The organism is Kribbella antibiotica (assembly GCF_004349055.1).
GTDB classification, from domain to species: domain Bacteria; phylum Actinomycetota; class Actinomycetes; order Propionibacteriales; family Kribbellaceae; genus Kribbella; species Kribbella antibiotica.
Genome location: NZ_SMKX01000076.1, coordinates 1 through 22,347 on the forward strand (window position 1 = coordinate 1; position 22,347 = coordinate 22,347).

The 22,347-nt window shown below is 67.1% G+C and carries 19 protein-coding genes; 4 read left to right on the forward strand and 15 right to left on the reverse strand.

Going from position 1 to position 22,347, the window contains the following annotated elements; genetic code table 11:
- Positions 1–498: 498 nt before the first annotated feature.
- The 11 genes from E1263_RS23975 to E1263_RS24025 all read right to left on the reverse strand — a co-directional run bounded on the left by E1263_RS23975 (position 499) and on the right by E1263_RS24025 (position 12,487).
- Positions 499–2,430: a TIGR03960 family B12-binding radical SAM protein gene (locus E1263_RS23975; RefSeq protein WP_132171085.1), complete on the reverse strand. Its 1,932-nt coding sequence runs from the start codon at positions 2,428–2,430 to the stop codon at positions 499–501.
- Between the two features lie 510 nt (positions 2,431–2,940).
- Entirely contained in the window at positions 2,941–3,384 is a 444-nt protein-coding gene (locus tag E1263_RS23980; RefSeq protein ID WP_238161476.1) for a carboxymuconolactone decarboxylase family protein, read from the reverse strand.
- A gap of 55 nt (positions 3,385–3,439) precedes the next feature.
- Positions 3,440–4,195, reverse strand: a complete 756-nt coding sequence (locus E1263_RS23985) for a hypothetical protein (RefSeq protein WP_132171087.1) — start codon at positions 4,193–4,195, stop codon at positions 3,440–3,442.
- Between the two features lie 82 nt (positions 4,196–4,277).
- Positions 4,278–5,444: a rod shape-determining protein RodA gene (rodA, locus tag E1263_RS23990; RefSeq protein WP_132171089.1), complete on the reverse strand. Its 1,167-nt coding sequence runs from the start codon at positions 5,442–5,444 to the stop codon at positions 4,278–4,280.
- The gene (gene mrdA / locus E1263_RS23995; protein WP_132171091.1) at positions 5,444–7,498 is read right to left on the reverse strand and encodes a penicillin-binding protein 2; all 2,055 of its coding nucleotides are present in this window, start codon (positions 7,496–7,498) and stop codon (positions 5,444–5,446) included. The genes rodA and mrdA overlap by 1 nt, the downstream gene beginning before the upstream one ends.
- The gene (mreD, locus tag E1263_RS24000; RefSeq protein ID WP_132171093.1) at positions 7,495–8,028 is read right to left on the reverse strand and encodes a rod shape-determining protein MreD; all 534 of its coding nucleotides are present in this window, start codon (positions 8,026–8,028) and stop codon (positions 7,495–7,497) included. The genes mrdA and mreD overlap by 4 nt, the downstream gene beginning before the upstream one ends.
- 17 nt (positions 8,029–8,045) lie before the next feature.
- The gene (gene mreC / locus E1263_RS24005) at positions 8,046–8,978 is read right to left on the reverse strand and encodes a rod shape-determining protein MreC (protein ID WP_132171095.1); all 933 of its coding nucleotides are present in this window, start codon (positions 8,976–8,978) and stop codon (positions 8,046–8,048) included.
- Positions 8,979–8,980: 2 nt separating this feature from the next.
- Entirely contained in the window at positions 8,981–10,009 is a 1,029-nt protein-coding gene (gene mreB, locus E1263_RS24010; RefSeq protein ID WP_132171097.1) for a rod shape-determining protein, read from the reverse strand.
- A gap of 271 nt (positions 10,010–10,280) precedes the next feature.
- Entirely contained in the window at positions 10,281–10,691 is a 411-nt protein-coding gene (ndk, locus tag E1263_RS24015) for a nucleoside-diphosphate kinase (protein ID WP_132171099.1), read from the reverse strand.
- Positions 10,692–10,745: 54 nt separating this feature from the next.
- Complete coding sequence (locus tag E1263_RS24020) at positions 10,746–11,081, reverse strand: DUF4233 domain-containing protein (RefSeq protein ID WP_132171101.1); 336 nt, start codon at positions 11,079–11,081, stop codon at positions 10,746–10,748.
- On the reverse strand, positions 11,078–12,487 hold the full coding sequence (locus E1263_RS24025; protein ID WP_132171103.1) for a bifunctional folylpolyglutamate synthase/dihydrofolate synthase: 1,410 nt from the start codon (positions 12,485–12,487) through the stop codon (positions 11,078–11,080). The genes E1263_RS24020 and E1263_RS24025 overlap by 4 nt, the downstream gene beginning before the upstream one ends.
- Positions 12,488–12,559: 72 nt before the next feature.
- Here E1263_RS24025 and valS point away from each other — a divergent pair, with 72 nt between their 5' ends.
- Positions 12,560–15,100: a valine--tRNA ligase gene (gene valS / locus E1263_RS24030; protein ID WP_132171105.1), complete on the forward strand. Its 2,541-nt coding sequence runs from the start codon at positions 12,560–12,562 to the stop codon at positions 15,098–15,100.
- A gap of 139 nt (positions 15,101–15,239) precedes the next feature.
- Entirely contained in the window at positions 15,240–16,004 is a 765-nt protein-coding gene (locus tag E1263_RS24035) for a hypothetical protein (protein WP_238161478.1), read from the forward strand.
- 20 nt (positions 16,005–16,024) lie between these two features.
- On the opposite strand, the gene E1263_RS24040 is transcribed toward E1263_RS24035, so the two are convergent.
- The gene (locus tag E1263_RS24040; protein WP_132171107.1) at positions 16,025–16,951 is read right to left on the reverse strand and encodes an AEC family transporter; all 927 of its coding nucleotides are present in this window, start codon (positions 16,949–16,951) and stop codon (positions 16,025–16,027) included.
- A 179-nt stretch (positions 16,952–17,130) separates the two neighbouring features.
- Here E1263_RS24040 and E1263_RS24045 point away from each other — a divergent pair, with 179 nt between their 5' ends.
- Positions 17,131–18,492, forward strand: coding sequence for a phosphodiester glycosidase family protein (locus E1263_RS24045; RefSeq protein ID WP_132171109.1), 1,362 nt, complete (start codon positions 17,131–17,133; stop codon positions 18,490–18,492).
- Between the two features lie 51 nt (positions 18,493–18,543).
- Here the strand turns inward: E1263_RS24045 and E1263_RS24050 are convergent, their stop codons facing one another.
- Complete coding sequence (locus E1263_RS24050) at positions 18,544–20,199, reverse strand: glutamate--tRNA ligase (RefSeq protein WP_132171111.1); 1,656 nt, start codon at positions 20,197–20,199, stop codon at positions 18,544–18,546.
- A 72-nt stretch (positions 20,200–20,271) separates the two neighbouring features.
- Positions 20,272–20,658, reverse strand: coding sequence for a MerR family transcriptional regulator (locus E1263_RS24055; protein ID WP_238161480.1), 387 nt, complete (start codon positions 20,656–20,658; stop codon positions 20,272–20,274).
- 45 nt (positions 20,659–20,703) lie between these two features.
- Here E1263_RS24055 and E1263_RS24060 point away from each other — a divergent pair, with 45 nt between their 5' ends.
- Positions 20,704–21,777, forward strand: a complete 1,074-nt coding sequence (locus tag E1263_RS24060) for an alkene reductase (protein WP_132171113.1) — start codon at positions 20,704–20,706, stop codon at positions 21,775–21,777.
- Here the strand turns inward: E1263_RS24060 and E1263_RS24065 are convergent.
- Complete coding sequence (locus E1263_RS24065) at positions 21,774–22,310, reverse strand: GNAT family N-acetyltransferase (protein ID WP_132171115.1); 537 nt, start codon at positions 22,308–22,310, stop codon at positions 21,774–21,776. The two genes, E1263_RS24060 and E1263_RS24065, sit on opposite strands and share 4 nt — an antisense overlap.
- Between the last annotated feature and the right edge of the window lie 37 nt (positions 22,311–22,347).

The window sequence follows — 22,347 nt, forward strand, 5'->3', positions numbered from 1 at the left end:
GGGTGGGTGCAGACGTGGTCCCGCAGCGAGTCGACCGACAGATCCAATTGAAGACCCGAAGTCAGTGAGTGGGTGAGTCAGGAAGACCGCTGCGGGACCACGCCAACCATTCTCACTGTGAGTGGGGGCGGTCCGGCCCTACCCGCGTACGACCCGACGGCGGCGGATCCAGACGCACAGCGCGATGCAGACCCTCACCGGGGGTGCGCGTATTCCACGGGGCGCTTGAACAAGTAATGCCTTGTCCCAAGCCACCACGCCCTGTTCACACCCCCACCAATCACCCACCCGCACGGCGCACGTTCCGCGCAGCCCGGCCTTGAGCACCCACCAGCCATGGATCCGCCGTGTGAATGACTGACCCGGGCTCAAGGCGTCGCGTAGTACGCGCCTTGAGCATCTATCAGTCGGATTCTCCGCGCGAAAATGACTGAGCCGTGCTCAAGGCGAACGCGCCCGGCCCGCCGACGGCAGGGGTGGGGATCGGCGGATCGGGGGTTAGACGATCGAGAGGGGGAGGAGCTTTTTGCCGGTGGGGCCGATCTGGATCTCGAGGTTCATCTGCGGGCAGACGCCACAGTCGAAGCAGGGGGTCCAGCGGCAGTCCTCGACCTCGAGGCCGCCGTCCTCCTCGAGCGAGTCCTGCCAGTCCTCCCACAGCCAGTCGCGGTCGAGACCCGAATCCAGGTGGTCCCAGGGCAGGACTTCGGCGTACTCACGCTCGCGCGTCGTGTACCAGGCGAGGTCGACGGGCTCGTCGGCGAGCGCCTTCTCGGCCGACGAGATCCAGCGGTCGTAGGAGAAGTGCTCGCTCCAGCCGTCGAACCGGCCGCCGTCGCGCCAGACCTCCTCGATGATCCGGCCGACCCGGCGGTCACCGCGGGACAGCAGGCCTTCGATGATGCCGGGCTTGCCGTCGTGGTACCGGAAACCGATCGCCTTCGCGTACTTCTTGTCCGAGCGGATCGCGGCGTTCAGCTTGGCCAGCCGGGCGTCGGTCTCCTCGACACCGAGCTGCGAGGCCCATTGGAACGGCGTGTGCGGCTTCGGGACGAACCCGCCGATCGACACCGTGCACCGGACGTCGTTGCGGCCCGAGGCCTCGCGACCGGTCTGGATCACCTTCTTCGCCAGGTCGGCGATCGCCAGCACGTCCTCGTCGGTCTCGGTCGGCAGACCGCACATGAAGTACAGCTTCACCTGCCGCCAGCCGTGGCTGTACGCCGCGGCGACCGTGCGGATCAGGTCTTCCTCGGTGACCATCTTGTTGATCACCTTGCGCATCCGGTCCGACCCGCCCTCGGGCGCGAACGTCAGACCGCTGCGCCGGCCGTTGCGGGAGAACTCGTTGGCCAGCGTGATGTTGAAGGCGTCGACCCTTGTCGAAGGCAACGACAGCGAAACGTTGCTGCCCTCGTACCGGTCGCCCAGCCCCTTCGCGACCTCGGCGATCTCGGTGTGGTCGGCCGAGGACAGGCTGAGCAGGCCGACCTCCTCGAAACCGGTCTTCTTCAGCCCGTTGTCGATCATCGCGCCGATCGTGGTGATGCTGCGCTCACGCACCGGCCGGGTGATCATCCCGGCCTGGCAGAACCGGCAGCCGCGCGTGCAGCCGCGGAAGATCTCCACGGAGTAGCGCTCGTGCACGGTCTCGGCGAGCGGCACCAGCGGCGCCTTCGGGTACGGCCAGGCATCCAGATCCATCACCGTGTGCTTGGCCGTCCGGAACGGTACTCCGGGACGGTTCGGTACGACGCGCTGGATCCGGCCGTCGGCCAGATAGTCGACGTCGAAGAACTTCGGGATGTAGACCCCGCCGGACTGCGCCAGCCGCATCAGCACCTCGTCGCGGCCACCCGGGCTGCCCTCGCCCTTCCACTCCCGAATCACCTCGGTGATCGCCAGCACGACCTCTTCACCGTCGCCCAGCACCGCAGCATCGATGAAATCCGCGACCGGCTCCGGGTTGAACGCCGCGTGCCCACCCGCGAGCACGATCGGATCGTCATCGGTCCGATCGACGGCGTACAGGGGGATGCCGGCCAGGTCGAGCGCGGTCAGCATGTTCGTGTACCCGAGCTCGGTCGAGAACGACAGCCCGAACACATCGAAGGCCTTGACCGGCCGGTGACTGTCCAGCGTGAACTGCGGGATCTTGTGCTCCCGCATCACCGCTTCCATGTCCGGCCACACCGAGTACGTGCGCTCAGCCAGCACGTGCTCACGCTCGTTCAGCACCTCGTACAGGATCTGAACACCCTGGTTGGGCAGCGCCACCTCATACGCATCCGGGTACATCAGCGCCCAGCGCACACTCACCGAGTCCCAGTCCTTACTGACCGAGTTCAGCTCACCTCCGACGTACTGGATCGGCTTCTGCACAGTCGGCAGCAACGCTTCCAGGCGCGGGAACAGCGATTCGACAGTCATCAGGCACTTCCGGTCGGGGGCAGAGCACCTACCAGATTAGCCCCGACGCCACCAGATCCCGGAATTGAGCTCCGCCCGGGCCGTTAGCGGCCCGGGCGGCTCGGTTCACTGAACTTTTCTGACTCGCACATCGGCTTCGGCCAGAAATCGCAGGATTGCCCCCAGCATGTTCTTGCTGGTCGCCCGCGTACGTCGCCTCACAACGCATTCCCCTCACTCGGTCCACCACAAAACCGCCTGCAGACAGCGGGGCGGCTGGTCGATCGAGGCGGTAGGGCAACCCTATCCCGGGCCGGGTTCGCGCCGGGCACCCGGACCAGCGGCCGGACAGAACTTGCAGCTACCTGCAGTCATTGCCGGAGGCAACTATCTGTTACCAGGTGCAGGCCGCGATCGAGCCGCCGGACTCCTGGGACTGCTGTTCCGTGGACCGCACAAGTAACTCCCCTCGGATGGACCGCTACCGATAGTAGCGGTCCATACCGGTATCAGTCGAGGGGGAAAGGCTCGTCAGTTCACGACGGGCGGCTGCGCCTTGGTGCTGATGGCGAGGCGGTTCCAGAGGTTGATGGTGCCGATGGCGAGGACCAGGTTGAGCGTGCCCTCTTCGCCGAAGTGTTTGACCGCGTCGTCCCAGACCTCGTCCGGGACGCCGTGGTCACCGAGCTTGGTGACTGCGTCGGTGAGGGCGAGGGCTGCTCGCTCGGTCTCGTCGTAGAACGAGACCTCGCGCCAGGCGGCCAGACCGAACAGGCGCTGCGTGGTCTCGCCTTCCTTGACCGCGTCCTTGGTGTGCATGTCGATGCAGAAGCCACAGCCGTTGATCAGCGAAGCGCGCACCTTGATCAGGTGCAGCAGCGCGTGGTCCACAACGCTCTGTACGTAGGTCTCGACGCCGTACACGGCCTTCACACCGGCCGGCATGGCCTTCATCATGTCGCTGCGTTGTTCCATACCCACTTCGACAAGACGAACGGCCGCAGTGTGACAGCGGCCGGGGTGAGGCCGATCACGTGGCCGGTTTGAGCATTTCTTCGGCCTTCTTGGCGGCGGCTTCGGCGGCCGCCGCCAGCACCGCCTCGTCACCGGCCAGTACGCCGATCGACAGGATCACGTCGTTGACGCCGGTCACGAGTGCGGTGTACTCCAGGCCGCGTTTCGGGCCGCTGACACCCATCAGCCGGTAGGCGAACGGCGCGGTGCCGAAGTCCGGTGCAGTGATCTCGTCGACCTGCATGGTCGTGCTGCCTTCGCCTTCGGCGCGCATCGTCACCTTCGAGCAGGACGAAACCGCATCGGCGTACTTCGCGCGCAGGCTCGCGACCTTGTCGACCGAGCCCATCGCGTCGAGGCCGAAGTCGATGTACGGCCCTTCCTGACCGCCGCTGAACGAGCGGGTCACCGATGCCTTGGTCCCCGGGGCCTCATCGGCGTTCAGGTATTTGACCAGGACCTTGCAGCGGCTGCTCGTCGTGGTGAACGGCTTCGACTCGTCCTCCGCGTCATCGTCGGCCTCGCGGGAGAAGCCGGCCGGTAGGTCGCTCAACTCGAGCAGGCCGGTGGTCAGGTCCTCCTTGGAACGCAGGACCAGCCCGGACGCCGGATCAACGGTCGGCGCCGGTGGTGCGGACGGCGTGACGCTGGGCGTCGTCGTCGGAGCGGGAGGCGGCGGAGTGGAAGCCTTGTCGTCGTTGCCACCACACGCGGTCAGCGCGAACGTGAGAGCGGCGGTGAGGGCAAGGGGGAACGACACGAACTTGCGCATGAAATTCCTAGGGTGGCGGAGTCACACACCGCCATCTGGACAACGTGTCCACGGGCGGCCGAGCAGGGAGCAGCGTACCCGATCAGAAGGTGTGCGAGCGGAGGTGGATGTTCTGCAGCAGGCCGATCGCCAGCAGGCCTGCGAACATCGACGAACCACCGTAGGAGACGAACGGCAGCGGGAGCCCGGTGACCGGCATGATTCCGAGCGTCATCCCGATGTTTTCGAAAGCCTGGAAGGCGAACCAGCACACGACGCCGGTCGCCACCAGCCGGCCGAAGGCATCGCGGGCGTTGATCGCGATCCGCAATCCACGGAACAGGATCAGCGCGAACAGCAGGATGATCCCGCCGGCCCCGATCAGGCCGAGCTCCTCACCGGCGACGGTGAAGACGAAGTCGGTGTGCTGCTCGGGGACGAACGCGTTCTGGGTCTGGCTGCCGTGGAACAGTCCCTGGCCGAAGATCCCGCCGTTCCCGATCGCGATCCGGGCCTGGTTGACGTTGTAGCCACTGCCTTGCAGGTCCTGCTCGGGGTTGGCGAAGTTCAGGAACCGTTTGAGCTGGTACTCCTTCAGGATCTGCAGCTTGATCGACAGCGTGGTGATCACCACGCCGGCCGTGACCAGGCCGAGCATCCAGCGTTTCGGGACTCCGGAGACCGCGATGATCCCGAACACGATCGAGCCGAGCACCATCACCGTGCCCAGGTCGGGTTGCAGCAGCACCAGGACCACGGGGATCGCGGCGATCGCGACGGCCTGGGCGATGTCGATCGTGCGGGCCGTTTCGTTCCGGTCGGTCTCGCCCTTCTCCGCGATCAGCAGGGCCATCCCCACGATCACCGCGAGCTTGGCGAACTCGCTGGGCTGGACCGACATCCACGGCAGCTGGATCCAGGACCGTGAGCCGTTGATGACCGCGCCGACCCCGGGCACCAGGACGAGGATCAGTCCCACGATCGCAGCGGCGTACAGGACTGGGGTGAGCAAGCGGAGCCGGCGGGGGTCGGTGACTGCCGCGCCGACCGCGAGGATCAGGCCGATCGCGAAGTTCAGTGCATGCCGGAGCAGGAAGAAGTTCGGGTTGCCTTCGGTCAGCGACTCGCGGCCGTGGGTGGCCGACCAGATCAGCAAGGCGCCGATCGACGACAACGCGACCACGCCGAGCACGAGGATCCAGTCGATGTGCCAGACGGTCGAGCGCCGGTCCATCCGCGGCCGGGTCCGGATCGGGGTCAGGAGCGCCATCAGCTCGGCATCTTCTTCTTGGGGTCGTCGGCCACGGGCTTGATGTCGTACAGCGTCTCGTAGATCTTCCGCACGGCCTCACCACCGGCGCCCGAACCGGTTCCGGACTGGCTGAGCATCATCACCACGGCATACCGATCGGTGTACGACGCCATCCAGGAAGTGGTCTGCTTGCCGTAGACCTCGGCCGTCCCGGTCTTGGCCCGGACCGGGATCGTGTCGAGCGGGAAACCCGCGAACTTCCAGGCCGCCGTACCGCTGCGAGCGGTCTCCTTGAGCCCCTTGTCGATGTAGCGCAGATTGTTCGCCGAGACGGGCAGCTTGGCCTTCACCGTCGGCTTGATGACATGGTTCTTGCCGTTGGCACCCTTCCACGACTCGACGACGCGCGGTTCGTACAAGGTGCCGCCGTTCGACAAGGCGGAGTAAACGACCGCCAGCTGCAGCGGCGTGATGATCGTGTCGCCCTGGCCGATCGAGAAGTTGACCGCGTCACCCGCGCGGTAGCGATAGCCGTCGACGCAGAACTCCCGGGAGAACTGCTTCAGGAACGCCGACGTCCCGGCGGGCGGACTGTCCGCAAGCTTGCAGTAGTAGTCCTTCTGGGAGTCGTAGTACTCCTTCTTCCACTTGCGGTCCGCGATCCGGCCGCTCACCTCACCGGGCAGGTCGATCCCGGTCGGAGTGCCGAGGCCGAACTTCTTGGCCATGTCGACGAGCGGGTCCTTCGCGTTGATGTCACCGGAGTTGCCGCCCTCCTTGAGCCACAGGGCGTAGGCGATCCGGTAGAAGAAGGTGTCGCAGGAGATCGCCAGCGCGCGGTCGAACCCGATCATCCCGTAGGACGCGGACTCGTAGTTCTTGAAGCGGCGGTCGCCGACCTCGAGGTACGACGAGCAGTCGAGCCGGGTCTTCGGGCTGTACCCGGCACCGAGCGCGGCGGCGGTGGTGATCGGCTTGAACGTCGAGCCGGGCGCGAGCTGCGCCTGGAGCGCCCGCGACACCAGAGGGGTCCCGGACTTCGCCGAGTAGAGCGCGTCGAGCTCGCGCTGGCTGATCCCGCCGACCCAGACGCCCGGGTCGTAGTCGGGGTAGCTGGCCATCGCGACGACCCGGCCGGTCTTGGTGTCCATCACGACCGCTGCACCGGAGTCGGCGACGTACTTGCGTTTGGTGACCTTGTCGTACTGCTTGCGGGCGTTCAGCAGCGCCGTCCTCAGCTGCGTCTCGACCGAGGCCTGGATCCGCGCGTCGATCGAGCTCACGACAGTTGCACCCGGCGTCGGCGCGGTCTGCTTCTCGACACCGGTCGTGTACCCGACGGCGTCGACGATGACGTCCTTGACGCCGGGCGCGCCACGCAGCATCTGGTCGTACGTCCGCTCGACACCGGCCCGGCCGACCAGGTCCGAGCGGTGCGGGACCGAGTTCTGCCCGGACTTGTCGAGCTTGGCCAGCTCTTCGGTGGTGATCGGCGACAGGTACCCGAGGATGTGGGCCGCGTTCACCCGGTACGGCGCCGGGTACGAGCGCAGAGTCTGCGAATCCGCCCCGACCCCAGGGAAGTCCTCGCGGCGCTCCATCACCTCGATCGCGACCTGCTCGCTGACATCCTTCGCGACCGGAATCGGCTGGTACGGCGTCCCGTTCCAGCAGCGAGGTGGTTTGGAAGCGCCTGGCTCGCCGCACAGCATCGTGCGCGCCTTCAGCTCCTGCGGTGTCTGACCAAGCACCTTGGCGAGCCGGGCAATCATCTGGCCCTGCTGATTGTCCGGAAGCTTCGCGAGGATCGACCGGTCGACGGTGATCACCAGCGAGACGCGGTTGCCGACGAGGGTCCGGCCCTTCGCATCCACGATCGTGCCGCGCGGCGCGGGCACCAGCACCTCGCGGGTGTGGTTCTGCGTGGCGGCCTGGCTGTAGTCAGCGCTGGACATCACCTGCATGTACCAAAGCCGGGCGAACAGCGTGCAGAACAAGGAGAAAACCAGCACCCCGATCACGAACAACCGCAGCCGCGCCTTCAGAGGCGTCTCGAAGAAGTCGAAACTCATGGCGTCACTCGCCGCCGCTCACGTGCTGCAGTGAAGCGGGACATCAGCCACATCACCAGTGGGATGACCACGATCGCACCGACCACGTCGTACCCGGCGGCGATCCCGATGCGGACACCGAACTGGCTCCACTCGACCGAGGGGTCGTGCAGCAGCGCGCCAGTGGCCGAGTAGATGAGCAGCGACAACCCGGAACCGAAGACGACTGTCAGGGCAACACCCAACGGGCCGACCGGGCCCGCAGAGGTCTCCCGGCGGATCAGGCCGGCCACGTAACCCGCGATCGCCAGCGCGAGCGCCCAGCGACCGGCGGTGTGATCGGCCGGCGGCACGACATCGAGGAGCAGCCCACCGACGAACCCGCTGATCGCGCCCCACTCCGGGCCGCGCGACAACGCCAGCGCGATGACCACGATCAGTACGAGGTCACACGTCACCCCGGCAACCGCGATGTTGCTCAGCACGGAGGTCTGGATGGTGACCGCCAGCATCAGCAAGAGGGCGGCCAACCCGACTCTTAGTGCAATCACGTCAGCTCTCCCTTCCTTTAGCGAGCACTGCCTGCTGTGGTGGACGGTTTCAGTTGAGTTCGGGGCGCGCGGGCCGGCGGACCGGTCACGACTCCCACGGTGTCGATCCGGGTGGGATCGACGTACGGCTTGATCGTTGCGGTGGTCCCGAGCGCACCTGCCGTCGCCGACACCGAGGTGACGACGCCGATCGGAACCCCCGGCACATACGGCGCGTTGCCGCTGGAACCCCAGGTGACGATCCGGTCCCCCACCCGGGGCTTGGCCTTCAGGTCGACGAGCTTGTAGTCCAAGGTCCCGGCCAGTTCACCGCGACCCGAGACGAATCCGAGCGCCAACGTCGAGTTCAACCGGCCACCGACCGTCGAGTTACGGTCGCCGATCAACAGCACGGTCGACGTCGACTGCGTGGTCCGCACCACGCGACCGACCAGGCCGCTGCCGTTGACGACCGTCATGTCGGCGCGGACGCCATCCGCCGAACCGGCATCGATCGTGACGGTGTGGTTGAAGCTCTGCAGGGCCCCGACCCCGATCACCCGCGCCGGAGTCATGGTGAACTTCGGCGCGATCCGCAGCAGGCCGTCAAGCTCGCCGGCCCGGTTGCGGGCGTAGTCGGTGGTGTTCAGCTCTTGCTTGAGCCGGTCGTTCTCCGCTTGCAGTTTTTCATTGTCTGCCTTCAACCTATCCGTTTCCGCGAAGCGGTCCCGGAGGTTGTCCACAGGCTGCCGAGCCGAGCTCGCCGTCGACTCCAGCGGGCCGAAGACGGCCGCGGCGCCGGTCCGCAGCGGCTCCACCGGCGAACCGGCCGAACGGCGGGCGTCGAGCACGATCAGCGTGAAACAGGCGAGAATGATCAGAACCAGAATGGTCCGGCGGCGCCGGACCTCCCGCGGTACCCCGGCCGCCCGGACCAGGCCTCGCGCGGGAGTGCCGAGGTCTTTGAGCATGGTCAGCGCCGGTTGTCGGTGACGAGAATCCGGTTCAGCGTCTCGATGTTGTCGACACACTTACCGGCGCCCAGGACGACCGCGTCCAGCGGATTGTCCGCGACATGGATCGGGATCCCGGTCTCGTGCCGCAGCCGCTCGTCCATCCCCTTGAGCAGCGCGCCACCGCCGGTCAGCACGATGCCGCGGTCGACGATGTCACCGGCCAGCTCCGGCGGAGTCTTGTCCAGCGTCGCCTTGACCGCATCGACGATCGCGGTGATCGGCTCCTCGATCGCCTGCCGGATGCTCGCCGAGGAGACCTTCACGGTGCGCGGCAGACCGGAGATCATGTCGCGGCCGCGGATCTCGCTGTCCGGCCCGTCGCTGGTCGGGAACGCCGACCCGATCGTCATCTTGATCTGCTCCGAAGTGGCCTCGCCGAGCAGCAGCGAATACTCCTTCTTGCAGTAGTTCACGACCGCCTTGTCGATGGCGTCACCGGCGACCCGGATCGACTGGCTGGTGACGATGCCGCCGAACGAGATGACCGCGACCTCCGTCGTACCGCCGCCGATGTCGACGACCATGTTGCCGGTCGCGTCGCGGACCTCGAGGTTCGACCCGAGGGCAGCCGCCATCGGCTCCTCGATGATGTAGACCTTGCGCGCACCGGCCATGTACCCGGCGTCGCGGACGGCGCGCTGCTCGACGGCGGTGATGCCGGAGGGCACGCAAACCACGATCCGCGGCTTGGCGAAGTACCGGCGCCGGTGCACCCGCTGGATGAAGTAGCGCAGCATCTGCTCGGCGGCGTCGAAGTCGGCGATCACGCCGTCCTTGAGCGGCCGGATCGCGGTGATGTTGCCGGGCGTCCGGCCGATCATCTTCTTCGCCTCGTGACCGAAAGCGACGGCCTCACGCGGCTCGTCGGTCCGGGTCGCGACCACGGACGGTTCGTTCAGGACGACACCACGCCCTCGCACATAAACGAGGGTGTTGGCCGTTCCGAGGTCGACCGCCATATCGCGGCCGAGCATGCTGTTCGCCATCTCGGGGGCCCTCCAACTGCTCGGGTCCGGGAATCTCAGGCTAAGCGCGGACCCAGCGCCACCCAGGGACCGACACGACCCGTCTGCCCAGCACGCATCGTATCTGCTTCCTCACTCCCCGACCGCCACCGGGTCGAAGCACCTCACCCTTGTGCACCAACGCCATCTTCGAGAACCCACCAACCATTCCGCAGGCGGAAAAACGGTTGGTGGGCACACAAAGTCGCAGTACGGACGCCTGCGACGACGAGCTCGACCGGCCATCGGAGAACTACGGGAGGTCGGGGAACCAGATCTTGATCTCGCGGTCGGCGGACTCCGGGGAGTCGGAGCCGTGGACCAGGTTCTCGCGGTTGGACAGCGAGAGGTCGCCGCGGATGGTGCCAGGGAGGGCCTTGCGGCCGTCGGTGGCGCCGTTCAGGGCGCGGACGACCTCGATCGCCTCGTCGCCCTCGAGGACGACGGCGACGAGCGGGCCGCTGGTGACGAAGGCGCGCAGCGGCGGGTAGAAGTCCCGCTCGACGTGCTCGGCGTAGTGCTGGTCGGCGGTCTCACCGTCGATGGTGCGGAACTCCAGGGCGACGATCGACAGCCCCTTCGACTCGAACCGGCCGAGGACCTCGCCGACCAGCCCGCGGCGTACCGTGTCGGGCTTGAGCAGGACCAGGGTGCGCTGCGACATCGTTGACTCTCTCTCGAAGTAGGCGGGGCGGCAGAGCTTACCTGCTGACTGTTTTCAGGCCTGCTGAGCGGCCTGAGCTTTCTTGGCTTCCTCGATGCGGCGGCCGAGCACGATGGCCGCGATCCAGAAGGCTGCGAAGGCAGCGCCCAGCACGAACATGACCGGTACGACGAAGCCCAGGCCGACGGCGCCGACCTGGACGGCGGAGCCGAGGATGTAGCCGGTCTGGTTCCGCAGCAGGCCGGCCGACAGGATCGCCAGTACGGCGAGTCCGAGGCAGACCGAGAGTGCGACGGCCGGGCGGACATCGGCGATCGAGATCATCACCGGGGTGACGAGCGCGAGCAGGAGCGCCTCGAAGGCGAGCACGATCGACGCGAGTGACCTCACTCCTCATCACCGTTGTCGGCGTCGGTAGCGTCGGAGTACCCGGGGAGCGGGTCGGCCTCCTTGGGCTTGCGGACCAGCAAGGTGCGGGCCTCGCCAGCGGTGACGACCGAGCCGGTGATCAGGACGCCACCGGAGCCCATGGCGATCGAGCCTTCCTCGGCCAGCCGAATCGCGTCGTCGATGGCGTCGATCAGGTGCGGGCGGACCAGCACCCGGTCCTCGCCGAAGATCTCCATCGCCAGCTCGCCGAGCTCCTCGGCCGGCATCGACCGGTCCAGGAAGCTGTTCCGGGTGCAGATGACCGTTTCCATGATCGGCTCGTACGCCTCGAGCAGGCCGTAGACGTCCTTGTCCTTCATACAACCCAGTACGCCGATCAGCGGCTGGAAGGCGAAGGCCTCGGAGACCGCTGCGACCGACGCCTGGGCGCCGTGCGGGTTGTGAGCGGCGTCGATGAGGATCGTCGGGCTGGTCCGGACGACCTCGAGGCGGCCGGGGCTGGTGACCTCGGCGAACCCGGCCTGCAGCAGCTCGGTGGTGACGCGGCCTTCGGCCTCCTCGCTCGCACCGAACAGCGCTTCGACGGCCGCGACCGCGGTGGAGGCGTTGTGCGCCTGGTACTCACCGTGCAGCGGCAAGAAGATGTCGTCGTACTCGCCGCCGAGGCCTTTGAGCGAGATCAGCTGACCGCCGACTGCGACCGAGCGGCTGACGACACCGAACTCGAGACCTTCCCGGACGATCGACGAGCCGGCCTGGGCCGCCTTGGCCATCAGCACCTCGAGGACGTCCATGCTCTGCTGCGAGACGACCGTCGTACTGCCGGACTTGATGATGCCGGACTTGTCGCGGGCGATCGTGACCGGATCCGCGCCGAGGATGTGCGCGTGGTCGACCGCGACCGGGGTGATCACCGCGACGGTCCCGTCGGCGACGTTCGTCGAGTCCCAGGTCCCGCCGAGGCCGACCTCGATGATCGCCACGTCGACCGGGGCGTCCGCGAACGCGGCGAACGCCATCCCGGTGATGGCCTCGAAGAACGAGAGCGGGTGCTCCTGCTCGGCGTCGACCACGTCGAGGTACGGCTCGATCTCGACGTACGTCTCGACGAAGCGCTCCTCGCTGATCGGCTCGCCGTTCAGCGTGATCCGCTCCCGGACCGACTCCAGATGCGGGCTGGTGAAGCGCCCGGTCCGCAGACCGGCCTCCCGCAGCAGTGAGTCGATCATCCGGGCCGTGGAGGTCTTGCCGTTGGTCCCGGTCAGGTGCACGACCGGGTACGACTTCTGCGGATCGCCGAGCAGCTCGACGAGCCGCTGGACCCGATCCAGCGTGGGGTCGATCTTCTGCTCCGGCCAGCGGGCCTGGAGCCGTGCCGATACCTCGGCGTAGGAGAGGTCACTCATCAGAGGGCCAGTCTAGGAGGCCTGTGGATAAACCGTTCGGAGCACCCCTTGACAACCACTAGGATTGTGAGCATGAGTGAAACGTCCCGCGTTCCTGAAAAGCCCACCCTCGAAGGCCTCGAGGAGAAGTGGGCTGCGGTATGGAAGGAGCAGCAGACCTACGCCTTCGACCGGACGGCCGAGCGCGCGGATGTCTTCTCCATCGACACCCCGCCGCCGACGGTCTCGGGGTCGCTGCATGTCGGGCACATCTTCAGCTACACCCACACCGACCTGATCGCGCGCTTCCAGCGGATGCGCGGCAAGTCGGTCTTCTACCCGATCGGGTGGGACGACAACGGGCTGCCGACCGAGCGCCGGGTCCAGAACTACTACGGCGTCAAGTGCGACCCGACGCTGCCGTACGACGCGGACTTCACGCCGCCGGAGAAGCCGGACGCGAAGAAGCAGATCCCGATCTCGCGGCAGAACTTCGTCGACCTGTGCGGTGAGCTCACGCATATCGACGAGCAGGCGTTCGAGGCGATGTGGCGCCAGGTCGGCCTGAGCGTCGACTGGAACTACCTCTACACGACCATCTCCGAGGACTCCCGGCGGACGTCGCAGCGCGCATTCCTGCGCAACTTCGCCCGCGGCGAGGCGTACTTGTCCGAGGCACCGACGCTGTGGGACGTCACGTTCCAGACCGCGGTCGCGCAGGCCGAGCTCGAGGCGCGCGACTACCCGGGTGCCTACCACCGGGTCGCGTTCCACGGCGCCGATGGCCCGATCTACATCGAGACCACGCGCCCGGAGCTGCTCCCGGCCTGTGTCGCGCTGATCGCCCACCCTGACGACGACCGCTACAAGGCGCTGTTCGGGACGACGGTCAAGAGCCCGCTGTTCGGCGTCGACATCCCGGTCCTGGCCCACGAGGCCGCCGAGATGGACAAGGGCGCCGGCATCGCGATGTGCTGCACCTTCGGCGACCTCACCGACGTCACCTGGTGGCGCGAGCTGCAGCTGCCGGTCCGCACGGTCATCGGCCGCGACGGCCGCATCCTGCGGGACACGCCTGCCTGGCTTGAAGGTTCTGAGCTGTATGGCGAGCTGGCCGGCAAGACGACGTTCTCCGCGCGGGAGCTGATCGTCGGCAAGCTGCGCGAGAACGGCGACCTGGACGGCGAGCCGAAGAAGACCGAGCGGAAGGCGAACTTCTTCGAGAAGGGCGACAAGCCGCTCGAGATCGTCTCCACCCGGCAGTGGTACATCACCAACGGTGGTCGCAGCGCGGATCTGAAGGCCGAGTTCCTCGAGCGCGGTGACGAGCTGGGCTGGGTCCCGGAGCACATGAAGCACCGGTACATGAACTGGGTCGACGGGCTGAACGGTGACTGGCTGGTCTCCCGGCAGCGCTTCTTCGGCGTCCCGTTCCCGGTCTGGTATCCGATCGACGCCGACGGCGAGGTCGACTACGACCACCCGCTGATGCCGGCCGAGGCCGAGTTGCCGATCGACCCGACCTCGCAGGCACCGCGCGGGTTCGACGAGTCCCAGCGTGGCAAGCCCGGTGGGTTCCAGGCCGACCCCGATGTGATGGACACCTGGGCGACCTCGTCGCTCACCCCGCACATCGCGTGCGGCTGGGAGCGGGACAACGACCTGTTCCAGCGGACCTTCCCGATGGACCTGAACACGCACGCGCACGAGATCATCCGCACCTGGCTGTTCTCCCGCGTCGTCCGGGCCCACTTCGAGAACGGCACGCTGCCGTGGGCGCGCTCGATGATCTCCGGTTTCGTCGTCGACCCGGACCGCAAGAAGATGTCGAAGTCCAAGGGCAACGCGGTCGTCCCATCGGAGATCCTGGAGAAGTTCGGGACCGACGCGGTGCGCTGGCGGGCGGCGATGGCCCGGCCGGGGATGGACTCCCCGTTCGACGAGTCGCAGATGAAGGTCGGTCGCCGGCTGGCGATCAAGGTTCTGAACGCTTCGAAGTTCGTGCTGTCGTTCGGTGCGACGACTGTTGACACGGCTGCGGTGACGGAGCCGGTCGACTTGGCCATGCTGCAGCGGCTGCAGTCGGTTGTCACCGATGCGACGGCTGCCTTCGAGCGGTTCGACTACACCGGTGCGCTGGAGGTTTCGGAGCGGTTCTTCTGGACCTTCTGCGACGACTACGTCGAGCTCGTCAAGGAGCGCGCGTACGGCGGTCAGGGCGACGCCCCTGCGTCGTCGGCCAAAGCGGCTCTCGCGGTCGCCTTGTCGGTTCAGCTGCGACTGCTCGCGCCGTACCTGCCGTTTGCGACCGAAGAGGTCTGGTCGTGGTGGCAGGAAGGCTCAATCCACAAGGCGTCCTGGCCGACGCCGGAGGCCGACCTCGCGGTGGCGGAGCAGGAGGCTGAGGTTCTGGACGCGGTGTCCGAGGTCCTGGCCGGGATCCGTGGCGCGAAGTCCGAGGCCCAGGTCTCGATGAAGACCGAGGTCAGCAAGGTCGAGGTCAGCGGGCCGGCAGCGCGGTTGGCGCTGGCCGAGCGCGCCGAGCCGGACCTGCGGGCAGCCGGCCGGATCACCGGCGAGATCGTCTGGAATGCCGAGGAGACCGACGCCGTCAGCGTCGTCGCTACGCTCTGAAATAATCCGTTGAGTGCCCGTCGCCCCACCGGGGAGGCGGGCACTACGCGTTTGAAGTGAACGACTACGCTGCGGAACGAGGTTGTCCGGTCCGCCACCATCGGCCTCGACCCCGTGTCAGCGCACCATAGGAGCCCTCATGACCGACCCCACCCCGAGCGATTCCGCCGCCCCCAAGGGACAGCCGGAGTCCCCGGAGTCCGGTGCGGAAAAGACCGCTCCCCCTGCTGGCGCAACCGCCGTACCGGCTGCTCCGGCGGCCGCTGACGCACTCCCGAAGGCCGAGCCGACAGCCGACAGGGCAGTCGCGGACGCCAAGGCGACCACCCCGGCGAAGCCGGCCGAGCCCGGTGATGCGGCTGCTGGGGAGAAGAAGGTTCGGTTCTATCGGCGAGGGCCGTTCGTGACGGTGGCCGGGGCATTTGTAGTGCTGCTGGCCTTGGCTCTGCTGGGGTACGTGTGGGGTCTGGGTCCGTTGAACCGGCTGAACACGAATCGTGGGATCACGCCGCCGGCGAAGTTGGCGGGGCTGGATCGGATCACCGATGCGGACATTCGTAATCAGCTGCAGCTGGACCAGACCAAGCAGGCGTTGAGCCGGATCAACAACGGTAAGCAGGCGACGGTCGAGGCGTACGGGAATCTCGACGGCAACCGGCTGTTCGTGGTGATCGCGTTGCGGGGCAAGGTCGATATCGCCAAGACGGTGGCGGACTCGGGTGCGTCGCCGGACAAGGTGAAGACGATCGGTCAGGCGACCTGTGTCGAGACGACCGGCAACCTGCCGACACAGTGCTACCGCGGTTCGAACACGCTGACCGTGATCGCGCAGTCGGCCAACGAAGGCGTCACCGTCGACCAGGTCGCTCCGGTGGCTGTTGAGGCCTTCCATGCAATGAAATAGCGTCACGCAATGAAATAGCGTCAGGCGAGCAGGCCCGCGATCGCGGTCATCAGCGGGATCGAGATCAGCGTGCTGATCAGGACTGCGCTGCGGGCCAACGTTCGCGACGTTCGATAATGCACGGCGTACACGTAGACGTTCTGAGCGGTCGGCAACGCGGCCAGCAGCGTGGGCGCGAGCAGCGCGGTTCCGCGCAAATCCAGCACCCAGCGAGCGACGGCGTACGCGATCAAGGGCTGGGCGATCGTCTTCAGCACAACAGCCAGTACGACGTCCCGTTGCAAGGTGATCGAGTCTTTCGCCCCCGCGCTTAGGCTGAGGCCGTACGCGATCAGCGCAACCGGTACGGCGGCCGCCGCCAGCAGGTCGATTGGCCGCATCAGGATCGTCGGCAGCGGCACGTCGAACGCCGCCGCGACCAACCCGAGCAGTGACGCCACCGTCAACGGATTCCGCAGCGGACGCGTCAACATCGCCCGCACCTGCACCCGCCGCCCACTCCCCTGGCGATCGCCGTCCAGGATCGCGAACGCAACCGGCGCGAACACCAACAGCTGGAACAGAATGATCGGCGCGACCAGAGCACCGTTCCCCAGCACGTACGCCGCGATCGGTACGCCGAGATTGCCCGCGTTCACGTACGACGCCGCGAGCACGCCGACCGTGGCCTCGGAGCGCGACCGCCGCCAGAGCAGAACCGCGATCAGCAGAAAGATCATCTGGACGACGACCAGACTGGCCAGGTTCGTCACCAGGACGACGGAGAAGATCGAGTGCAGGTCAGCGCGCGCAACGGTGGCGAACAGCAGCGCGGGCGTCGCGACGTAGAAGGCCAGCCGGGAGAGTACGAGCTCGTCCTCGGGGCGCAGGACACCGGCCAGCCCGACCAGATATCCGAGCACTGCGACCGCCACCAGCGCGACAAACGCACCCACGACGGCGGACACCCGCGGTCAACTCCTCAACGACTCGGCAACCTTCGGATCGTATCCGGAGCGGCTCCCGACGCCCTCGGACAGGCCACCCTCCGGACACTTCACCGTTCGTGTCCGAACCATTACTCTGGTAAATGCTGACAGCTCAGCGCGTCACGAGGAAAGATTTTGCCCTGGGGGAAGGGATGCCAATGTCTGCTCATTTCGTCAAACGAGGGCTGGCCGTCGCCGCCACGCTCACCATCCTCGTCACACCCGCCTTCGGCGCGACCGGCGATGACCCCGGCTCCTCGGGCTATCGCTCCGATCCCGCCTCGCCCGGCTACCGGAACACCCCGGGCAAGTCGGCCGACCCGACGCCATCCGCTCCCCGAGCCGACGGCACCTTGCCGATCGGCGACGCCGACCTCACCGAGACACGCACCGATCAGGCGCTCGCGCCCGGTGTCACGCTGACCACGATCGTCCGCGGGACAGAGCCTGCCGACCCCGACGAGATCGGTACGACGACTCGCGGTCCGTGGGTGGTCAACGCGGTCACGATCGATCCGACACTCGCGCCGGGGCGGCTAGCGACGACGTACGGGCCTGATTTGGCGCGGGTCGAGAAGACCTCACAGCTGGTCAAGAGCGCCGGCGCGGTGGTCGGGACGAATGCGTCGTTCTTCACCTTCACCGCGAATCCGACCTACCCGGGTGAGCCGGTCGGGCTCGGGATCTCCGACGGTCAGCTGATCAGCGAACCGACCACCAGCGCGACCGAGATGGACCTGCTGATCGATGCCCGCAGCAACCAAATGTCGGTTCAGAAGGTCCGCTGGACCGGCCAGATCCGGAACCGCGACACCGCCGCGACGCTGCCCCTCGAATTCGTGAACCACCCGCCGGTGATCCCGGCCGCGTGCGCGGACCTGGTCGACCAGACAACCTGCACGGCCGCGGGCGACGTCGTACTGTTCACGCCGCACTTTGCCACCAAAACCCCTTCAGGGCATGGCATCGAGGTCGTCTTCGACCGGCTCGGCTGTGTGGTTCGGACCTCGACCACGCGCGGGAGCACGATCACCGTCAGCCAGTTCGCCCTGCAAGCCACCGGCAAGGACACCAACGCGTTGCTGGCGCTGACCGCAGCCGGCGGATGCGTCGATCGCAGCCACGTGCTCACCAACGATCTGGGCACGCCGATCGCCTTGCACCGCGGCCTGTACGGCGTCGTCGGGCGCTACCGCCTCACCCAGGGCGGCGCGGTCGTCGTACCGCCTGGGTCCGGCAGCTTCTTCGCCCGCAACCCGCGAACCATCGCCGGGACAACTGCCGACGGGAAGCTCATGCTCGCCACCATCGACGGCCGGCAGACGACAAGTGTCGGTACGACGCTCGCCGAGACAGGCGCAGTCGCGCAGGCCCTCGGGATGACCGAGTCGGTCAACCTGGACGGCGGCGGTTCGACCGCGATGGCGCGCACCGACGGCACGCTCATCAGCCACCCGAGCGGGACGAACGGCGCCGAACGCTATGTCGGCGACGCGGTCGTCTACTACCCCACCCGCTGAAGAAACGAGGACTCGCTGACGAAAGCCAGCGAGTCCTCGGATATTACGTAATCAGGAACCGGCGAGGGCCTTGAGACGACGGAGGGTTTCTTCCGCGCCCAGGGCCTGGGTGGTGGCGTGCAGATCGGGGCTCTTGGTGGCACCGGTGATGGCTACCCGGACCAGCTGCGAGGCCTCGCGAATCGAGCCCGGGAAGGCGTCCGGGTCCTTCTTGTATTCCTTGGCGTTCGCGGCGAAGCCGTGCTTGGCGGCCAGGTCGCGGAGCTGGTTGAACCACTCGGAGGCGTCGTCGCGGTGCTCGTACGTGGCGACGAGGTCCTGCGCGAAGGCCGTGACGACCTCGGGGGCGACGTTGAGGGCGGCGATCCGCTCGTCGGTCGGGCCGCTCACCAGCTCGAACAACTCCGGGAAGAAGAAGGCGTAGGCGCTCCGGAAGTCGGACCACTTGCGCAGGTCCTTGCGCGGGTTGTCGACGCCGTCGCGCTCGACCGCGAGGGCGCGCAACGCGAGCTCCGGCTCAGCATCCAGCACTGGGACGAGCTCCGCGTCGTACTGGAGGGCCCAGACGCGGACCGCGTCGACGATCTGCCGGCCGCTCAGCGTGGCGATGTGGTCGGCGCTGATGTCCTCGAGCTTCACGAGGTCGACGAGCGGACCAGCGACACCACACTGGTCGAGCTGGATCGGCGCAGCGAGCGCCTCGGCCAGGGGGACCTCGGCCAGGCGACCGTTCACCAGGCCGCGCAGGTAGTACAGGACTGCGTCGGCCGGGTAGCCCGCGCCGATGTAGAAGTCGACGCCGGCCTCGGAGTCCTTGCGCTTGGAGAGCTTCCGCTTGCCACCAGGGATCTGCTTCATCAGCGGCGCGATGTGCGCGTACTGGATCGGCTCGAACTCCAGCGCCGTGAACAGCTGCTGGTGCAGCGGAACGGACGAGATCCACTCGTCGCCGCGGATCACCAGGTTCACGCGCATCAGGTGGTCGTCGACAGCGTGCGCGAAGTGGTACGTCGGGAGCCGCGGCGACTGGTCGGACGCCTTCAGGATCACGGCGTCGTTGCGGTTCGCCTCGTGCTCGAGCGGGCCGCGGATCGCGTCCGTGAACCGGGCCCGCGCGCCATCGGCGTCATCCGGTGCCCGGAAACGCACGACGTACGGCGTCCCCTCGGCCAGCTTGGCGGCAACGTCGGAAGCGTCCGCGTCACGCCAGATCGCCCACTTGCCGTAGTACCCGGTGGGGACCTTGTTCGCCTGCTGGCGACCGGTGATGTCGGTCAGCTCTTCCTTGGTGGCGAAGCACAGGTAGGCCTTGCCCTGGCGAAGCAGGTGGCGCACGTAGGTCAGGTAGATCTGCTCACGCTGCGACTGCATGTACGGGCCGTAGGCGCCCTTGGTGACGTCCTCGTCGGAGGTAATCCCGAAGTAGTCGAACCCGCGCGCGAACTGCTCCAGCGCACCCTCGACCTCGCGCGACTGGTCGGTGTCCTCGATCCGGACCAGGTACACCCCGCCGGTGTTGGTCGCGATATCCCGGTCGATCATCCCGGCGTAGATCCCACCGATGTGGATGAAACCGGTCGGCGACGGGCCGAGCCGCGTCACCTTCGCACCGTCGGCGAGCTCACGCTGCGGATACTTCTCCTCCCAGAACTCCGGCTCGGGAAGATCGGCAGGGAACAGGCCATCGATGACCGCGCGGTCGAGCATTTTTAGGTACGTCTCACTTCCGGGTCGGTGCTAACCGGTTGAGCCTAGCAACTCCAGCTGAAGGATCCGCCGTCAGAGCGTTGCGCGGTGCGCGCGATTGATCTTAATCAGCTCGTCGAGGGTGTCGCGGGTCCGGAGCAGGTCGTCGATATGGGTCGAGAGGCGGTCGCGTTCCACGGCCATCCGGTCGGCGGCGGCGTCCGAGGTTTGCTCGCTCGGGGCATAGCTGCACGGCAGTACGTCGAGGATCGTCTTGCTGGAGAGGCCCGCCGTGTACAGGAGCTGGATGAACGCGACCCGCTCAACCGCCGACTCGCCGTAATGGCGCTGCCCACTTTCGCTCCGGATGCTCGCGAGCAGTCCCTGCTCTTCGTAGTACCGCAACGAGCGCACACTGACACCGGTCCGCGTGGAGAGTTCGCCGATGCGCATCGAAAGCTGTGGTGTGATCTGGGCCACGATAATTTGCCTCTCACATGGATGTCAGCTTTTAGCGTAGCTCGTATGAACACACTCTTCGACAACTACCAGCTCGGCCATATAGCACTTCCCAACCGCGTGGTGATGGCACCGATGACTCGGGTCCGCGCCGCGGCCGGTGGCCTCGCGACTCACGAGATGGCGACGTACTACGCCCAACGCGCCACCGCCGGCCTGATCGTCTCCGAAGGCGTGCAGCCGAGCCTGATCGGCCAGTCCAACCCCGGTACGCCGGGACTGCACACCGCCGAGCAGGTTGAGTCGTGGCGGCAAGTCACCACAGCTGTCCACGCGAACGGTGGCCGCCTCTTCGCCCAGATCATGCATGGCGGCCGCGTCTCGCACCCATCGACGAACGGCCTCCAGCCAGCCGGCCCATCGGCCGTCCCCGCGACCGGCGACGTCTTCACCCCGACCGGGCCCCAGCCCGCCCCGATGCCGCGCGCGATGACGACGGCCGAAGTACCGGAGCACGCCCGCTCGTACGCCGATGCAGCGCGGCTCGGCGTCGAGGCCGGGTTCGACGGGGTTGAGTTGCACGGAGCGAACGGCTACCTCATCTCGCAGTTCCTCGCGGACAACTCGAACCTCCGCACCGACCGGTACGGCGGCTCGATCGCGAACCGGATCCGCTTCGCCGTCGAGGCGGTCGGGCAGACAGTCGACGCGATCGGCGCCGAGCGCACCAGCATCCGGCTCTCCCCTGGAGCGACGATCTGGGGTGTGCAGGAGGACGACGTACCGGCGCTCTACACCGCGCTGGTGAAGGAATTGGCGCAGTTCGATCTTGCGTATCTGCACCTTGAGGTCACGACCGATGAGGCAACGCTCGCGACCCTGCGGAAGCTCTGGCCAGGCACGTTGATGATCAACCCGGGACCGCCACTTGGGCCGGGGCAGACCACGCCGGCCGACGCCGACCACTGGCTCCGCCAAGGCGCCGACCTGATCAGCTTCGGACGCGCGTTCATCTCCAACCCCGACCTGGTCGAGCGGCTGCGCAACGGCCTTCCGCTGGCGGCCGCCGATGAGGTCACCTACTTCCAGGGTGGCAATGACGGCTACCTGACCTACCCGCCGTACCGGTACGCCGCCTAGCCCAGCGTGGCAACGTCCGCCCAGGCGATCCGCAGCGTGACCGGTCTCCCGTTGAGCCGGCTCGGATCGCCTCCGGGCGGCGCTGCGTGCCCGGTCCCGACGGCCTCACCACCTTTGGCGCGGTAGAAGCCTTGCGCTGCTATGTTCTGCTCGAGCACCCACAAGTACATGGCGTTGCTCGCCGCCCGCCGTTGCACCGCGCTTGCCGCCTGCCGCAACAACTGCCCGCCGATCCCGGACCCACGCCGAGCGTTGCGCACGTGGAGGTTGTCGACGAAGCTCCCCCACTGCGGATCCGCATCGAGCATCACATGCACGAAACCGACCAACTGATCGTCCTCCTCAGCGAGGATCGTCTCGGTGTGCGCCGGTACAGCGAGCCGCTCTGCCCAGGTCGCATGGCGTTCAGGCTCGATGTCGCCGTCCAGAAACGCGTCAGCGAACGCACCTCGGTAATGCAATCGCCAACTGTCCGCATGCAGCAACGCGATCTGCTGGGCATCGTCCGGCCGAGCCACTCTGAAAGAGGTCACTCCTTAACCTAAGCGCATCGTTCCGACAGGTGGTCCC

What these genes read in the sequence shown, in the direction of transcription:
- E1263_RS23975 (WP_132171085.1), bottom strand. Translation starts at nt 2,430, where the DNA reads ATGACTGTCGAATCGCTGTTCCCGCGCCTGGAAGCGTTGCTGCCGACT.
- E1263_RS23980 (WP_238161476.1), bottom strand. Translation starts at nt 3,384, where the DNA reads ATGGAACAACGCAGCGACATGATGAAGGCCATGCCGGCCGGTGTGAAG.
- E1263_RS23985 (WP_132171087.1), bottom strand. Translation starts at nt 4,195, where the DNA reads ATGCGCAAGTTCGTGTCGTTCCCCCTTGCCCTCACCGCCGCTCTCACG.
- rodA (WP_132171089.1), bottom strand. Translation starts at nt 5,444, where the DNA reads ATGGCGCTCCTGACCCCGATCCGGACCCGGCCGCGGATGGACCGGCGC.
- mrdA (WP_132171091.1), bottom strand. Translation starts at nt 7,498, where the DNA reads ATGAGTTTCGACTTCTTCGAGACGCCTCTGAAGGCGCGGCTGCGGTTG.
- mreC (WP_132171095.1), bottom strand. Translation starts at nt 8,978, where the DNA reads ATGCTCAAAGACCTCGGCACTCCCGCGCGAGGCCTGGTCCGGGCGGCC.
- mreB (WP_132171097.1), bottom strand. Translation starts at nt 10,009, where the DNA reads ATGGCGAACAGCATGCTCGGCCGCGATATGGCGGTCGACCTCGGAACG.
- ndk (WP_132171099.1), bottom strand. Translation starts at nt 10,691, where the DNA reads ATGTCGCAGCGCACCCTGGTCCTGCTCAAGCCCGACACGGTACGCCGC.
- E1263_RS24025 (WP_132171103.1), bottom strand. Translation starts at nt 12,487, where the DNA reads ATGAGTGACCTCTCCTACGCCGAGGTATCGGCACGGCTCCAGGCCCGC.
- valS (WP_132171105.1), top strand. Translation starts at nt 12,560, where the DNA reads ATGAGTGAAACGTCCCGCGTTCCTGAAAAGCCCACCCTCGAAGGCCTC.
- E1263_RS24035 (WP_238161478.1), top strand. Translation starts at nt 15,240, where the DNA reads ATGACCGACCCCACCCCGAGCGATTCCGCCGCCCCCAAGGGACAGCCG.
- E1263_RS24045 (WP_132171109.1), top strand. Translation starts at nt 17,131, where the DNA reads ATGTCTGCTCATTTCGTCAAACGAGGGCTGGCCGTCGCCGCCACGCTC.
- E1263_RS24050 (WP_132171111.1), bottom strand. Translation starts at nt 20,199, where the DNA reads ATGCTCGACCGCGCGGTCATCGATGGCCTGTTCCCTGCCGATCTTCCC.
- E1263_RS24060 (WP_132171113.1), top strand. Translation starts at nt 20,704, where the DNA reads ATGAACACACTCTTCGACAACTACCAGCTCGGCCATATAGCACTTCCC.